At 64.9% G+C, this 15,256-nt stretch carries 15 protein-coding genes; 8 read left to right on the top strand and 7 right to left on the bottom strand.

Features of this window, described 5'->3' with window-relative positions; translation table 11 throughout:
• The first annotated feature begins 9 nt into the window (after positions 1-9).
• On the top strand, positions 10-492 hold the full coding sequence (locus F562_RS0117160) for a PH domain-containing protein (protein WP_018158207.1): 483 nt from the start codon (positions 10-12) through the stop codon (positions 490-492).
• Positions 489-2,045: a PH domain-containing protein gene (locus F562_RS19850; RefSeq protein WP_018158208.1), complete on the top strand. Its 1,557-nt coding sequence runs from the start codon at positions 489-491 to the stop codon at positions 2,043-2,045. The genes F562_RS0117160 and F562_RS19850 overlap by 4 nt, the downstream gene beginning before the upstream one ends.
• A 23-nt stretch (positions 2,046-2,068) precedes the next feature.
• Here F562_RS19850 and F562_RS0117170 read toward each other — a convergent pair whose 3' ends face one another.
• Positions 2,069-3,739, bottom strand: a complete 1,671-nt coding sequence (locus F562_RS0117170; protein ID WP_018158209.1) for a dolichyl-phosphate-mannose--protein mannosyltransferase — start codon at positions 3,737-3,739, stop codon at positions 2,069-2,071.
• Positions 3,740-3,894: 155 nt separating this feature from the next.
• Here F562_RS0117170 and rsmI point away from each other — a divergent pair, with 155 nt between their 5' ends.
• The 6 genes from rsmI to F562_RS0117200 all read left to right on the top strand — a co-directional run bounded on the left by rsmI (position 3,895) and on the right by F562_RS0117200 (position 9,041).
• Positions 3,895-4,719 (top strand): 16S rRNA (cytidine(1402)-2'-O)-methyltransferase, encoded by an 825-nt coding sequence (gene rsmI, locus F562_RS0117175; protein WP_018158210.1) that lies wholly within the window; start codon positions 3,895-3,897, stop codon positions 4,717-4,719.
• A gap of 84 nt (positions 4,720-4,803) precedes the next feature.
• Complete coding sequence (locus F562_RS0117180) at positions 4,804-5,475, top strand: hypothetical protein (protein WP_018158211.1); 672 nt, start codon at positions 4,804-4,806, stop codon at positions 5,473-5,475.
• A gap of 180 nt (positions 5,476-5,655) precedes the next feature.
• Entirely contained in the window at positions 5,656-6,666 is a 1,011-nt protein-coding gene (locus F562_RS0117185) for a Bug family tripartite tricarboxylate transporter substrate binding protein (RefSeq protein WP_040385395.1), read from the top strand.
• Positions 6,663-7,166, top strand: coding sequence for a tripartite tricarboxylate transporter TctB family protein (locus tag F562_RS0117190; RefSeq protein ID WP_018158213.1), 504 nt, complete (start codon positions 6,663-6,665; stop codon positions 7,164-7,166). Before F562_RS0117185 ends, F562_RS0117190 begins: the two co-directional genes overlap by 4 nt.
• A 1-nt stretch (position 7,167) precedes the next feature.
• On the top strand, positions 7,168-8,676 hold the full coding sequence (locus F562_RS0117195; protein WP_018158214.1) for a tripartite tricarboxylate transporter permease: 1,509 nt from the start codon (positions 7,168-7,170) through the stop codon (positions 8,674-8,676).
• Between the two features lie 2 nt (positions 8,677-8,678).
• Complete coding sequence (locus tag F562_RS0117200) at positions 8,679-9,041, top strand: universal stress protein (RefSeq protein ID WP_018158215.1); 363 nt, start codon at positions 8,679-8,681, stop codon at positions 9,039-9,041.
• On the opposite strand, the gene mnhG is transcribed toward F562_RS0117200, so the two are convergent.
• The 6 genes from mnhG to F562_RS0117230 are packed head-to-tail and all read right to left on the bottom strand — an operon-like array spanning position 9,036 to position 15,176.
• On the bottom strand, positions 9,036-9,365 hold the full coding sequence (gene mnhG, locus F562_RS0117205) for a monovalent cation/H(+) antiporter subunit G (RefSeq protein ID WP_026181368.1): 330 nt from the start codon (positions 9,363-9,365) through the stop codon (positions 9,036-9,038). The two genes, F562_RS0117200 and mnhG, sit on opposite strands and share 6 nt — an antisense overlap.
• The gene (locus tag F562_RS0117210; RefSeq protein ID WP_018158217.1) at positions 9,362-9,673 is read right to left on the bottom strand and encodes an MrpF/PhaF family protein; all 312 of its coding nucleotides are present in this window, start codon (positions 9,671-9,673) and stop codon (positions 9,362-9,364) included. The genes mnhG and F562_RS0117210 overlap by 4 nt, the downstream gene beginning before the upstream one ends.
• Positions 9,670-10,209, bottom strand: a complete 540-nt coding sequence (locus F562_RS19855; RefSeq protein ID WP_018158218.1) for a Na+/H+ antiporter subunit E — start codon at positions 10,207-10,209, stop codon at positions 9,670-9,672. Before F562_RS19855 ends, F562_RS0117210 begins: the two co-directional genes overlap by 4 nt.
• Entirely contained in the window at positions 10,199-11,755 is a 1,557-nt protein-coding gene (locus F562_RS0117220; RefSeq protein ID WP_018158219.1) for a Na+/H+ antiporter subunit D, read from the bottom strand. The genes F562_RS19855 and F562_RS0117220 overlap by 11 nt, the downstream gene beginning before the upstream one ends.
• Positions 11,752-12,276, bottom strand: coding sequence for a Na(+)/H(+) antiporter subunit C (locus F562_RS19860; RefSeq protein ID WP_018158220.1), 525 nt, complete (start codon positions 12,274-12,276; stop codon positions 11,752-11,754). Before F562_RS19860 ends, F562_RS0117220 begins: the two co-directional genes overlap by 4 nt.
• Positions 12,273-15,176: a Na+/H+ antiporter subunit A gene (locus F562_RS0117230; protein ID WP_018158221.1), complete on the bottom strand. Its 2,904-nt coding sequence runs from the start codon at positions 15,174-15,176 to the stop codon at positions 12,273-12,275. The genes F562_RS19860 and F562_RS0117230 overlap by 4 nt, the downstream gene beginning before the upstream one ends.
• Positions 15,177-15,256: the final 80 nt, after the last annotated feature.

Genomic DNA, 15,256 nt, shown 5'->3' on the forward strand with positions numbered 1-15,256 from the left:
GGTCGTGTCATGGAATTGCGCGAGCCTGCGAACTTTGCCGCACCAGCAGCAAAGGCATACTGGCGGTGGAGTGCGGCCGCGTGGTGGGGTGGGCTCGCCATCGCACAGGTCGTCACCATGGTGATCTGGCAGGACATCGCCTGGTGGCGATGGGTATTGGCTGCCCTCACTGTCGTGATCTTGATCATCGACGCGGTGATCTCGCCGCCGATCCGCTATCGGGTGCACCGCTGGGAAGTCACTCCTACCGCCGTCTATACCCAGTCGGGTTGGCTGTCGATTGAACGCCGGGTCGCGCCGATCAGCCGGGTGCAGACCGTGGACACCACGCGCGGGGCCATCATGCGCATGCTTGGCCTCTCGACGGTCACCGTGACGACTGCATCGGCGGCGGGTGAGATGACAATCGAACTCCTGGACTCCCGGGTTGCGGCCGACCTCGTCGAGCACCTCACGGCGGTGGCCGAGTCCAGCGAGGACGACGCGACATGAAGGAGCAGGCGCCAGACAACGACGGCTGGCAGCGCCAGCATCCCCGGATGCTGCTGATCCTGCCCGTCCAACAAATCCTTCGTTATCTGCCCGCTGTGATCGGTCTGGTGATCTTTGGGGCAGCTCGAGACGGTGGTCCGCCATGGTGGGCCGGTCTCTTGGCAGCAGCTGGTGTGGTCGGTCTCGGTGTTCTGACCTGGTTCACCACGCGTTACCGCATCACGGGTGAGCAGTTGCAACTGCGTAAGGGGTTGTTCAACACCAACACGGTGACAACCCCCGTCGATCGGGTACGCACCGTGGACGTCACCGCGTCGGCACTTCACCGTGTCCTTGGACTCGCGGAAGTCAAGATCGGCACCGGCGCCGATGAGAGCAAGTTGGAGTTGGACGGACTGACCGCCACGCGTGCCGCCGCCCTGCGCGCGGAGCTCATTCACCAACGCCATGCCGGGCAGGTATTGCATGACGGTGAGGGCAGCGAGGGCAGCGAGGGCAGCGAGGGCATCGAGGGCATCGAAGGCAGCGAGAGCATCCAGCCGCAGGGCGCCATCGACGACGAGACCGATATCGCGCGCTTCAACCCGGCCTGGATCAAATTTGCGCTGTTCAGCGCCACTGGGATAGCCAGCGCGGCGGCGATCTTTGGCATTGGCTGGCAGATCATCGACCGCTCCGGAGTCGACCTCACCGACTCCGGTGTCGCGCAGCGGGGCGAAGACACGGTGCGCGACCTGGGTGTCGTCGCGGTGGTGGTCATCGGAGTCGCGATCGCTCTGATGGTGATCCTGCTCCTCAGCCTCGCGGGGTACATCCTCAGTTATTGGGGTTACCGATTGACGCGCAACGAACGTGGCGGAACGTTGCAGGTGTCCCGCGGTCTGCTCACCACCCGCACGGTGACCATCGAGGAACGGCGCCTGCGCGGCGTGAAAATGACTGAGACGCTGCCCATGCGCCCCGCGCGCGGCGCCTCCCTGGAGGTCATCACGACCGGTCTCGGGTCCGAGTCAGGCGAAAGCGGCCTACTGGTGCCGCCCGCTCCGGTAGCCATCGTCCGGGAGGTGGCTGATGAGGTCCTGGCCGTCCCGCACACGCTCGACACGGCACTGCAGTCCCACGGACCCGCGGCAGCACGGCGGCGGTGGAGTCGGGCCTTTGTCGCAGGACTGATCCCCGCGGCCATCATCGTCGGCGGCACGTTCGCCTTCGGGTGGGCGCCTGAGCTCGGACTGATCGCCCTGATTCCGATCCTTCCCGCTCCCTGGCTCGCGAAAGACCGGGCCCGCAGCCTGGGTCACGCCTTGACGCCGAGGTATCTCGTCGCTCGCGATGGTTCGGTCATGCGGGACACCGTGGCAGTCGAACGAAGCGGGGTCATCGGCGTCACGATGAGCGAGTCTTTCTTCCAGCGCCGAGCGGGACTCATGACGGTCACGATGACGACCGCTGCCGGATCCGAATCGTACGACGTCCAGGATGTCCCTTCCTCGGATGGCGTCGCACTCGCGACCGAACTGCTCCCAGGGCACATGTCGCCGCTGCTGAAGTAGGGCCCCAGCGCAGTGTGTAGTGGTCAGATCCAGCTGGGGAACCAGTTGTGCAGTTGCCAGAACCCGCGCGGCACGATCTGGGCGGTATAGATCGGCCACCAGAAGACGAAGAACGCCACCGCAAGGACGACGTACGACACCACCACCGTGCGACCAACTCGCAGGCGAGCCGCGCTGGCCGCCGGCGAGCCGAGAACGAGCCCACAGACGTAGGTCACCGCAAGCACCGCGAACGGCGCCATCACCACCGCGTAGAAGGTGAAGATGGTGCGTTCCTGATACATGAACCAGGGCAACCACCCCGCGAGTAGGCCAGCCAAGATGGCACCGGCGCGCCAGTCGCGGCGCAGCGCCCACATGAAGAGCAGCACCGCCAACGCCGCCGTCGCCACCCACCAGATCGACACATTGCCCAGCGAGGTGATGATCTTGGCGCACTCGGTGGACGTGCAGCCCGGCTCACCCTCCTTGGGATATTCGGCGAAGTAGAGCACGGGTCTCGCCTGGATCATCCACGACCAAGGATTCGATTCGTACGCGTGCGGCGAAGTGATGCTCGACGCGGAGTCGAACATCTCGAGGTGGTAGTTCCATAGCGAACGCAAGGAGTCCGGAACCCACCCGAACAACGAACTGTCCGGCGCAATCCCGGTGTCCTTCACGGCGGGGTGCTTGTCGGCCCAGTCGCGGCCGTAGCCACCACTCGAGCGCAGCCACCCCCACCAGCTCGCGAGATAGGTCGCCGCCGCGCTGCCCACGATGATGACCGCCCCAGGTATGGCGTCCTTGATGAAAGTGGCCGACACATAGCGGGTCACGCCGACCGCTCGGCGAGCGCCGAGGTCCCAGAACACGCTGAGTAATCCGAAGGCCGCCAAGAAGAAGCCGCCGGACCATTTGGTGCCGCACGCCAGGCCAAGGCACACGCCCGCGACAAACCGCCACGGGCGGATCCCGAGCCACGGCCCGCCGAGTCGCGCCTTGCCGGTGAACTCGCCAGCGTCCCGCTGCGCCGCGACCAGGGTGGCGAGTCGGCGCCGAGCCGCGTCACGGTCAGCCAGAAGCGCCACAAACCCCGCGACAACCCAGAACGTCAGAATGCCGTCGAGGATGCTGACACGGGAATGAACGAACGCCATGCCTTCGACGGCAATCAAGACCGAGGCGATGGTCGCCAGAAAGGCCGAACGGAACAAGTGCCACGCCGCGCGCCCGACCAGATAGATCAGCAGAGTCCCGGCGATAGCCACGCCGAAGCGCCAGCCGAACGAGTCGTCGATGCCGAAGAGTTGTTCGCCCCAACCGATCACCCACTTGCCGACCGGCGGGTGGACCACCAGATCGGGCTCGGTGCCGTAGACCGTCGCCGCGCCATCATTGGTGAAGAGTCCATCGACACTCTTCTCAGGGACCGACTCCGGTCGCTTGACCTCATACCCATTGAGGACGGTCGACCAACCCTGCTTGACGTAGTAGGTCTCGTCAAAGATCAATTGGTGCGGTCGGCCGAGGTCCCACAGTCGAAGGACCCCACCCACGATCGTGACGATGGCTGGGCCGAGCCAAGCCCACAAGCGTTCTCGAGCCGTCCGGGGTCGGCCGAGAAGCCTGCGCAGCAGGGCGATTCGGGTGCTTGGCGCCTCGGGCGGCAGGGGTGCGTCGGCTGGCGCCGGTCGCTCCGCCGTCGTCGTCATGCGCTTTACCCTTCTATCTCGCGTGCCGTGCCGTGTCGTGCCGTGCCGTGTTTCCGTCCTCCGTCTCCGTGGAGGGTAGTCGAGCCACCTCTGGGAAAGATGTGGAGCCGAAGTGGTGGCGGCACGTGGGTAGCAGCGGCTCCTAGGCTTGCCCTATGTCTGGTCGCCTCGTCCTCGCTGCAACCCCTATCGGTGACCCCAGCGACGCGCCACCGAGGCTCGTACGCGAGCTCGCCACCGCGCAGGTCGTCGCCGCCGAAGACACCCGGCGGTTGCGACGCCTTTGCCAGGCATTGGACGTCGAACCGGCCGGGCAAATCCTGAGCTATCACGAGCACAACGAGGTGGCGCGAACCGAGGAACTCACCCAGCGAGTTGCGCAGGGCGACACCGTTTTGATCGTCACCGACGCGGGGATGCCCTCGATTAGTGATCCCGGATTTCGTGTAGTGACCGCGTGTGCCGAGGCTGACCTGACTGTCACGTGCATTCCTGGGCCGAGCGCCGTACTCACCGCGCTGGCCGTGTCCGGTCTTCCGGTGGATCGGTTCTGCTTCGAAGGCTTCCTGCCGAGGAAGCCAGGGGAGCGACGCAGGGTGTTGACCGACGTCGTGGACGAGCCGCGCACGATGGTGTTTTTTGAGTCGCCGCATCGGATCGCCGACACCCTCGCCACGATGGCTGAGGTCTTGGGCGAGGATCGGAGAGCGGCGGTCTGCCGCGAGCTCACGAAAACGTACGAGCAGGTCAAGCGCGGTGGACTCGCGCACCTTGCGGACTGGGCGGCTCCGGGTGTGCGCGGCGAGATCACCATCGTCGTGGCTGGGGCGCCGCGCAATGTCGATCCGGAGCAGGCCGTGGCCCGAGTGCTGGATCTGACGGAGGGCGGTACCCGGCTGAAGGACGCTTGCCGAATCGTGCGTGCTGAGACTGGAATTCCGACCAAGCAGCTCTACGAGGCGGCGTTGAGCAAACGCTAGAACGAGACTGACGTTTTTAAAAATGAACACTGTTCTCTAGCATGGCGGTCGTACACGCCGTTTCATGTGACATGGGAGCAATTGATGCGAGAACGATCAGCCCTGCCCGAGCCGAGTCGCCGAACGATCGCCAAGGGCGCCGCCTGGGCGGTGCCCGTCCTGGCTGTCGCCAGCACGGCCCCGGCGGCGGCGGCTTCGGAACCCGAGTGTCCGTCAGTGGCCCCGGGAAGCGAATGGCAGACAGTGCGGAGTGGTCGGGCTCGCGCTAACGAGATTGATGACTTCGGGTTCGGCAAAAACACCCTGACCTGGCGGGTGTTTGATGACAACTTCTACGACGCGTCGGACGCCAATAAGGAACTCACCATCCGCCGGGCGCGCACCGTGCTGCAGACGGTCCCTGGGGTGACCTACACCTTTCAAGTCAAGACCATGTGGCAGAACGCCGGGGGCATCAATCAACCCGACAGGTCGGATCAGATGCGCGCCCAGGTGCTGGTCGATGGCGCCTTGATCTTTGATCGCCTGACCGACCAGGCCGTGGCGTCCGATGGTCTCGGCACCACGCCTGGAGACTCAAGCGAGCGCAGTTGGACGCTGACCTTTGTTGCGTCGAAGGCACAGACAACCTTCGAGATGGGTGGGGCTGCCATGATCCGACGCCGGGTGCCGAACACTACCGAATGGAAGACAGCCAACGACGACATCTGGATCACCTTTGAGACGTTCCTGGAGTGCACGCCGGGGAGCGCCTGATCCTTCCGTGGAAGCCGCTCGAGCCAGTTGCTCGAGCGGCTTTCTCATGCCAGCTTCTTCCCTTCCTACATTTCATGCGCTAATGTTCGGAAACGTCTGAAGCGGTCGCTTGAGTTATATCAAAAAGAACGCTATGACCACAAAGAACTAAACGTTTCACAATGCGTGGAAGGAATGTGGATGAGTTCCACGAGACATGATGCCGGGCCACGGCGGAAGTGGTCTGTCGGTATGGCGGTCTACGCCGTTGTTGTCGTGATTGTCGTCGGTCTGGCGGTGTCCCAGTCTTTCATCCGCGCCGGCGCGAGCACCACGATCCGTGACAAGGCGACCTTCATCGCCCCGGCGGGTGCCGGTGGCGGGTGGGACACCTTCATGCGCGAAGCGCAGGCAGCCGCTCGTGATCATGGGCTGGCCAGCACCATCCAGGTGCGCAATGTGCCCGGCGCCAACGGCACGATCGGCCTCCGTCAGCTCAACTCGCTCAAGGGTCGCCCCGATGTCGCCATGGTCGGCGGTTCGGGGATCGTCGCGGGTGAGATCGAGGGCAACACCTCGATCCACCTCACGGACATGACGCCCATTGCCCGGGTCGTGGAGGAGTATGACGTCGTTCTCGTACCGGCGAGTTCGCCATACAAGACCTTGAAGGACTTGATCGCCGCGTGGAAGAAGAACCCCAAGGCGGTGCCGTTCACCGGCGGTGGCAGTTTCGATGAATTGGTCATGGCGCAGTTGGCCAAGGCGGCCGGGATCGACCCCAAAAAGGTTGCTTACATCCCCAAATCCGGTGGTGGAGAGGTTGCCCAAGCGTTGGTGACTAAGACCGCGGCCGCGGCCTTGTCTGGCTACCCCGATGTCGTTGATCAGATCGCCAGCGGTCGGCTCCGGGCGCTGGGCATCGCGGCCAAGGAGCCGCTGCAAGGCGTCAAGATCCCGACCCTGCGTTCGATGGGGTACGACGTGACACTGGCAAACTGGCGCGCCGTGTTCGCGCCGCCGGGAATCTCTGCCGACGAGGCAGGCGAAATCCGCGATGTCTTTAAGAGTGTGACCAAGACTCCAGAATGGTCCGACGCGGTCAAGAACTACAAGTGGAATCCGGTCTGGCTCGAGGGGCCAGCCTTTGAAAAATTCCTCCGCAATGAATACAAAGTCATCGGTGGACTGTATGAGGATCTGGGCAAATGAATAACCTCGCAACGCGCACACCAGAGGCGACGAGATCTGGAACGGTGGCCCTCGCGGTGCCGGCGGTGATGGCCGCATTCACCATCATCACGGCGATCGGGACGGCCCGCATGGAGGTGCCAGAGGAGACCGACTTTCCCGGCCCCACCTTCGTCCCGTGGATCTTGGTCGCGGCCGGTGCCCTTTTGACCGTGCTGCTCGCCGTGGCCGCGGTGCGCCACGGAGATGTGGTCGCCAAGGGAAATACCTACCCGACCTATACCGATTGGAAAGCGGTGAGTTGGGCGGTCGGCGGGTTCCTGGCCTTCGGTGCCCTTCTCGACATTCTCGGCTGGATCATCGCCGCAGCCCTGCTCTTCTGGACCGTGGCGCATGCCTTCGCGAGCAAGCGGCCACTCTTCGACGTCTCCGTCGCGCTGCTCGCCAGCAGTGGGATCTACCTGATCTTCGGAGTCGTCCTCGACGTGCCGCTACCGGCCGGAATTCTGGGAGGGCTCTGACATGGACCAGTTCGGACTACTCATGGAGGGCTTCGGCCAAGCCCTCACTCCCGCCAACCTGCTCTGGGTCATCGTCGGCTGCCTCATCGGCACCGCCGTGGGCGTACTTCCTGGCCTGGGCTCCTCGATGGCCGTCGCGCTCCTGCTGCCGATGACCTTTGCGCTGGACCCGACAGCCGCGTTTATCCTGTTTTCGGCGGTCTACTTCGGTGGTTTGTTCGGTGACTCCACGATGGCGATCTTGATGAATACGCCCGGGCAGTCGTCCTCGATTGCCTCCACGTTCGAGGGCCACAAGATGGCCCAGAACGGGCGTGCGCCGCAAGCCCTCGCGACGGCCGCCATCGGCGCGTTCGTCGGTGGGATGATTTCCTCTGTCATCGTGGTGTTCTTGGCGCCACAGCTCGCCGAGTGGTCGGCCAACTTTGGTGCGCCGGAGTTTGTCGCGCTCACAATTTTGGCCTTCGGTGCTATTTCCTCGGTGGTGTCCGAGTCGCCGGTCAAGGGCCTGGCCTCGCTGGTCCTCGGCCTCATGATCGCTGTGGTCGGTACGGACGCCTTCACCGGCGCCGAGCGCATGACCTTCGGCTCAACCCAACTCTTCGATGGCGTCTCCATCGTTGTCGTTGCCGTGGGCCTGCTCGCGGTGGGGGAACTGTTCAAGGTCATTTCCCGCTTCCACCGCGACCCCAAGCCCAAGCAGTTGGGGGCCAAAGCTGAGCGGGGTTTCCTTTCCTCTGCCGAGATGAAGGAAGCAGCTCCTGCGTGGGCGCGCGGCACCGCGATCGGTCTGCCATTTGGTGTGGTCCCCGTCGGCGGCGCAGAGGTTCCGACCTTTTTGGCGTTCGATGCCGAGCGTCGTCTCGACCGCCGCCGTGATGACCCGCAGTTCGGCTCTGGCGCTATTCGCGGCCTGGCGGCACCCGAGGCCGCTGGCAACTCGACCACGGGAATGTCGATGGGCGCGTTGCTGGCTCTTGGCCTTCCCGTGTCGGCAACGGCTGCGATCATGCTCGCCGCGTTCCGTCAGTACGGCCTGACCCCGGGACCGTTGCTGTTCGAAAAGTCCGGCGACCTGGTGTGGCCGCTCTTGGCCAGCTTTTTCATTGCCATGGTCATGCTGCTGGTAATCAACCTGCCGTTCGCGCAGTTGTGGTCGAAGCTGTTGCTGATCCCCGCGCCGTACCTCTACGGCGGGATCGCGATGTTCTGCGGACTCGGCATCTATGCCACCTCGCCTGGGCCGTTCTTCCTTCTCTTGTTGCTGGCAGTCGGCTTGCTTGGCTGGTGGATGCGTCGATTCGACATCCCGGTCGCTCCGCTGCTGATCGGCATGGTGCTTGGCCCCCTAGCGGAGCGCAGCCTGCGCGACGCGCTCATCGCCTCCAACGGCAGTTATGCCTCGCTCTTTGAGGGACCTATCACCAAGGTGCTCTACGGCCTGTTGGCTCTCGTACTCGTGTTCAAAGCCCGCCAGGTGCTGGCGGCTCGTGTTGGGAAGGACGTCTAACCATGCCCGTGCTTGTTGTTGACCAGGCCACTCCGGAGAGCGCGGCAGCATTTGCTGCGGGACTCGATGAGGCGAGGCGCCGGTCGGAGGATGTTGTCGTCGTCGCCCTCGCAGATGGATCGGGTTTGACCGCAGAAAGTCCCGAGGACGTGAAGGTGACTCACCAGGTCGCCGATGAGCGCGACCGGGATCCCGTTGGTGCGCTGCTCGATGTCGCCGCACAACTCGAGCCGTCCGTCATCGTGATCGGGGTTAAACACCGTTCGCCCACAGGCAAGTTGCTGTTCGGGTCGGTCGCCCAGCAGATCCTGTTAGAGGCGCATTGCCCGGTGCTGTCGGTCAAGGCGCCGCGAAACCAGCTATAAGTCGGGCCGGTCGCCTTCGACATCGTCGGTCTGACCAGTGCGGTATGCCGCCCGGCCGATCATGTGCGAGCCGACCGGCACGGTCAGGAGCTGGAACAGGCTGATCAGGAAGATCATCCCGATGTCGAGCGGTTCGCGCAGTCGCAGTGCCAGGCCAAGCAGGACCAGAAGGGTGCCGAGGACCTGAGGCTTGGTGCCGGAGTGCATCCGGGTCAACAGATCGGGAAAGCGCACCAAGCCGACGGCCGCGGCGAGGCACAGGAGCGACCCGAGTAGCAGCAGAACCAGCCCGATCGCGTCGGACACCGTCGCCCACGTGCTCATCGCCGCCACCTTCTGGTCGTCTGATCGGGTGACGGCGCATCGCGGTCTCGGGCGACGAAGCGGGCCACCGCGACCGATCCGATGAAGCCGATCAAAGACAACGAGATCAGGATGGGCAGCGTGGTGCTGTGGTCGGTAAAGGCGGCCTCAACAGCCAGGACGGACACGATGATCGACACCATCACGTCGGAGGCGACCACCCGGTCCAAGACACTTGGTCCGCGAATGATGCGCGCCAACGTGAGTAGCGCGGCTAACAGCAGCACGACGCCGATGATCCAGGCAACCGTTAACTCGATGGAGTTCATGAGTCCTCCTGCGGGACAATCGAGTTCGCACCGCACGAGGGATCTACGGCCAGGGCGCGAAGCACCCGGTCCTCCTGCGCCAGGATCGAGCGGCGTACCACCTCGGCGCCGGGCTCATCTTCAACGCCGAGGGCGTGGACGAGTAGCATCCGGCTGGCGCTGTTGAGGTCGATCACCACAGTGCCAGGAACAAGCGCCACCATCTCGGCGGTGATCGTCTGAAGCTGCTCGTCAGGCGAGCGCAGTCGTACTGACACCAGGCGCCCATGGGTGCCTGGCCCATGGAAGAACGCGGCGAGCGCCACCTGAGCGCTCGCGACAAACAGATCGCGATGGAACACGCTGATCAGCACGACCAGCGGCCAAGCGCGGACTCGAATCCCGGTGACCAGGCGCGGCAGCGGGAAGATCAGCAAGACCAGCGTGCTGAGTGCCATGCCGCCCAGGGCATTGGCCCACGAGATGTTTCCCCACAGGAGAATCCACACGACGGTGAGCAGGACCAGCGGGACTGGCTGAAGGCGATCACGGATCACCGGTCTCACCACCCAGCACGGTGGAGACGTACGGCGTCCGGTCCAGCAGGTCGACCGCGGCGCGATCGGTGATGCCGAACAATGGGCCGGCTGCGACGGTCAGTGCGCAGGTCGCGACCACCAGCCCGGCGGTCGGCCAGACAACGCCTGGCCCGAGGGGCTGGTCGTTTCCGTGGCGGCTGGCCCCTTCCAGGTGCTCTTCGACGTCCTCGGGTTGGGACTGCCAGAACGCTCGCGTCCACACTCGTCCAAGGGGGTAGAGCGTCAGCAGCGAGGTGATCGCCGATCCGGCCAGCAACAGATAGGCCAGCGGGGTGCCGAGTTCGGCACCGGCTTGCATCAGTCCGACCTTGCCCAAGAAGCCCGAGAAGGGTGGAACCCCAGCCAGGTTCAGGGCCGGGATGAAGTAGAGCACCGCGAGGAAAGGTACGGCGCCGGCCAGCCCGCCGAGCTTGCTCAGAGACGTCGAGCCGCCGTAGCGCTCGATCAATCCGGTGACCAGGAACAGAGCGGTCTGGATGGCGATGTGATGGACGATGTAGAAGATCGCGGCGGAGTACCCTGCGACGCTGGCGACGCCGATCCCGAAGATCATGTAGCCGATGTGGCTGACGAGGGTGAAAGACAACATGCGCTTGATGTCGTTCTGAGCGACGGCACCCAGGATGCCGACGATCATGGTGAGTAGCGCCGCCCAGAGCAGCAAGGTGTCGAGCCTGCCGTCGGTGAACAGCAGGGTCTGGGTGCGAATGATGGCGTAGACGCCGACCTTGGTCAGCAGTCCGGCGAAGACGGCGGTCACCGGCGCCGGTGCCGTGGGGTAGGAGTCCGGAAGCCAACTCGACAACGGGAAGACGGCGGCCTTCACCGAGAAGGCGAGTAGCAGCATCGCGTGCAGGGCGAGCTTGGTGCCATCCGGCAGATCGGGGATGCGCTCGCTGAGCAGGGCGAGATTGACGGTGCCGGTTGCGGCGTAGATGAGCGCGATCGTCGCCAGGAACAAGGTGGAAGACAGCAGCGATACGTACGCATAACTGATCCCGGCACGCACCCGTTCGGCCGTCCCGCCGAGGGTGAGCAACACGAAACTCGCTGCGAGCAGGATCTCGAAGCCGACATAGATGTGGAACAGATCGCCGGAGATGAAGGTCGTGCTCACGCCTGCCGTGAGGACGAGCATGCTCGGGTGGAAGATCGGCAGCGGGGATTCGCCGTCGTCCTGGGTGTCGAAGGACGAACGTCCTTGCCCGATCGAATAGAGCAAGACCGCGAGGATCGTCACCGACGAGACGATCAGCATGAGCGCAGAGAGTCGGTCGACCACGAGTGTGATGCCCTCGGTCGGACCCCAGTTGCCGGCTTGGACTACTTGGGGGCCGGAACTGTCGGCGGCGGCGAGCAGGAGCCCGGCAATGGTCAGGTTGCTGATCAGGACGGCGATGCTGACGATGCGCTGGACGAAGGTGCTGCGCGCGGTTGCCAAGGCGATGCCGGCGCCGATCAGGGGCAGTAGCACGGGCAGCGGTACGAGCATCTCCGCTGTCATCGGTCCGCCTCCTTCTCGTCGGCCGGGGGAGGCTGGTGGCCTGCCGGAGCGTCGTCGTCGGAGGTCTGCTCGTCGTTGCTGTCTGTGGTACGGGCGAGTGAATCATCGTCCAGTGCGGTGGTCTGACCGCTCTCGTGGAAGTCGCTGTCGGACATGTCGTTCTCGACCGCCCGCTGCACGATGCGTACGTCTTCGGTGTCGTCGGCGAGGACGTCGGTGTCAGAGAGTTGCCAGGACCGGTGGGCCAGCGCGAGCATGAAGGCGGTCATACACAGCGAGATCACGATGGCCGTCAGCACCATGGCCTGCGGCACCGGGTCAGCCTGATCGGCCGGGTCGGACGTTCCGATGATGGGGGCACGACCCGCGGGGCCGCTGGCGACCATGAACAGCAGGTTGACGCCGTTGCCGATGAGGAGCAACCCGACCAGGGCGCGGACGACCGAACGGGCGAGCAGGAGATAGACCCCACAACCGAACAGCACGCCGCAGACAATGATGAGTAAGAACGTCGGGGTCATGGACCAACCCCCGCTGAGGTGGCGGGCCGGTCACGCTCGGCCTCGTCCTCCTCGATCACTGCATCGAGGCGAGCGCCGAGTGCGCGCAGTAGGTCGAGCATGAGCCCGATCACGACGAGATACACCCCGATGTCGAACACCAGAGAGCTCACGATGTGGATCTCGCCGAGAAGTGGCGCCGACAGGTCGAAGGACCAACTCTGCAACGGAGCGCCCCCGAAGAGCATTGAGACGAAACCAAATCCAGCGGATAGGAAGAGTCCTGCCCCCATCAGGAGACCGGGCATAACCGGCGCAGCGGCCAGGAGTTCTCGACGGGACCCGGCGAGATACCGCACCGCGAGCGCTAGTCCGGCGACCAAGCCGGCAGCAAATCCGCCTCCGGGGTTGTTGTGCCCGGAGAAGAGGAGGTAGAGCGACCACAGAATGATGACGTGGAAGATCAGGCGGGTGACTACTTCAAATAGCGTCGACCGGCCAGCGGCGGGGAGCTCGCGCGCGGACAGCCAACGACGACCGCCTTCCCTGGTCAATGGCGCGGTCGCGACATAGCGCTTCTCGCGGGAGCCACGTATGAGAGCGCGGGTTGCGTCGACTGCGTCGCTCTTCAAAAAGACCAGCGACGCCACTCCGGTCGCGGCGACGAGCACGACCGACAACTCGCCCATCGTGTCCCAGGCGCGCGTATCGACCAGGATGACGTTGACGATGTTCTTGCCGCCGCCGAATTCCTTAGCGCTCTCCCACAGTCCGGTGGCGGCCGGTTCTTCCGTGCGCACCGTGGCAGCGGTAAGAGCCAGGCCCGACATCGTGACGCCGGCCAGGACGCCCAACAGAGCTCGCCAGCGGCGGATGCGGAGGGGCGCACTGTCGGGGAATCGACCGGTGAACCGGCGCAGGACCAGAATGAACACCACGATCGACACGGTCTCGACTAAGACCTGAGTGAGCGCCAGGTCGGGTGCGCCGTGGAAGAGGAACAACAAAGCGGTGCCTTGGCCCACCACGCCGAGCAACAAGACGGCACGCATCCGTCGTCGCGCGCGGGTAGCGGCCAGGCTCGCGACGATCATGACGACGGCGACGGCTGCCTGCGCTGGTGAGTCCATGAAGCGCAACTCGGTGGGCCAGGTCGCATCGCCGAAGACCAAGATCCCGCCGGGAAAAACGACCAGGATCGTGAGGATCAAACCCAGGGTCACCGGGAGCGATCCTCGCTGCACGGCACCGGTGAGTTCGACTGAGGCGCGGTCGATCTGACCCATGGCGTAGCGGTACAAGGCCTCGGCGGACGGACGCCAGCGGGGGTGGACTTCGACCGCACCGACGCGGCGACGCGCGTAGATGGCGTAGCCGAGCGCCCAGGAGGTGACCGACAACAGGAGGGCGAGGTTGAATCCGTGCCAGCCACCGACATAGACCGTCGGCTCCAGCTGTGGCCACTGTTTGGCGTAGGGCAGGAAGTATGGCTCGAGCCAGGTGGCGGCCACACCGCCGATCAGCCCGGCCACACCGAGGGCAAACGGCACCGAGTGAAGCAGTTGACCGCCGGGCTCGACCGGGGTGATCGGCCGGTCTGCTGAGTGGCCGAATGCCCCGACCAGGAACCAGCCGGTATAGGCGAAGGTGAGCGCCGAGCCGATCAGGATGACGGCCAGGACGGCGATTTCAGCCGGGACGCTGCCGAGTGGGCCGGTGCTGCCTTCGAGACCCTGTAGGTAGGAGCCAAACACGGCTTCCTTGGCGAAGAACCCGAGGAGCAGGGGCAGGCCCGCCATGCTCATACCCGCTAGCACGGCCCCGGCGCGCAACCAGGGCATCTGAGCGCCGATGCCGTTGAGGGTGCGCAGGTCGCGCGATCCGGTGAGGTGGTCAATGGTGCCAACGGTGAGGAACAGGGCCGACTTGAAGAGCGCGTGGGAGAGCACGAGGGCCAGGCCGGCGAGCGCGGCCGCTTGGCTGCCGGTGCCGACGAGCATCGTCATGAAGCCCAGCTGGGACACCGTGCCGTAGGCGAGCACGAGTTTGAGGTCGGTCTGGCGCAGCGCGCGGATCGCGCCGTGGATCATCGTCCAACCGCCTAGAGCCAGCAGGGCGGTTCGCCAGATGGAGTCGTCGGCGAATCCGGGGGCCAGGCGTGCGACGAGATAGATCCCCGCCTTGACCATGGCGGCGGCGTGGAGGTAGGCGCTCACCGGGGTCGGTGCGGCCATGGCACCCGGCAACCAGAAGTGGAATGGCACGAGCGCCGACTTGGAGACCGCGCCGATCAGCACCAGGGCGATTGCGACCTGCGCTGTGGTTCCGGTCGGCGGCTGGGCGACCAGCGCTGAGATCGAGTAGGTTCCCGCCGACTCACCGAGCAGGATCAGCCCGATCAGCATGGTCAGTCCGCCGGCGGTGGTGACGACCAGCGCCTGCATCGCCGCTGCTCGACTCGTCCTGCTGGTCGTGCGGTGCCCGATCAAGAGGAACGACAGGACCGTTGTGAGTTCCCAGAACAAATAGAGCACGAGCGCGTCGTCGGTGAGGATCAAGCCGAGCATGGATCCGGCGAACCCGGTGAGATATCCGGCGAACCGACCGAGGCCCGTGGAGTCGGGACCGAAATAGTGCCGACAGTAGATGAGCACGAGAGCGCCCACGCCGCCGCTGATGAGGGTCAGCAGCCAACTCAGCGTGTCTATCCGGAAGGACAACTCCATGCCGAGCGAGGGAACCCAGTCCCACTGTTCGGTGGGGGCCCGGCCCTCGCGAATAGCGTTGGACTGCAGCAGTGCCCATCCGACCGTTGCCACTGGAGCGGTCGCGAGCACCCAAAACACACGCGGACCGAGGCGTGCCGTGAGCCAGGGCGCCGCGCAGGCCAAGACGCCGTGCAGGGCAAGCAGTGCGATCACGCGGGGCCGGCTCCTATCGGGGTCGGTCGGGCGTTCCTATGTGGCGCGCATCGGGGCGGCGCCGAATGGTACGTAAGGGG

The sequence above is a fragment of the Demetria terragena DSM 11295 genome (assembly GCF_000376825.1).
Classification (GTDB): domain Bacteria; phylum Actinomycetota; class Actinomycetes; order Actinomycetales; family Dermatophilaceae; genus Demetria; species Demetria terragena.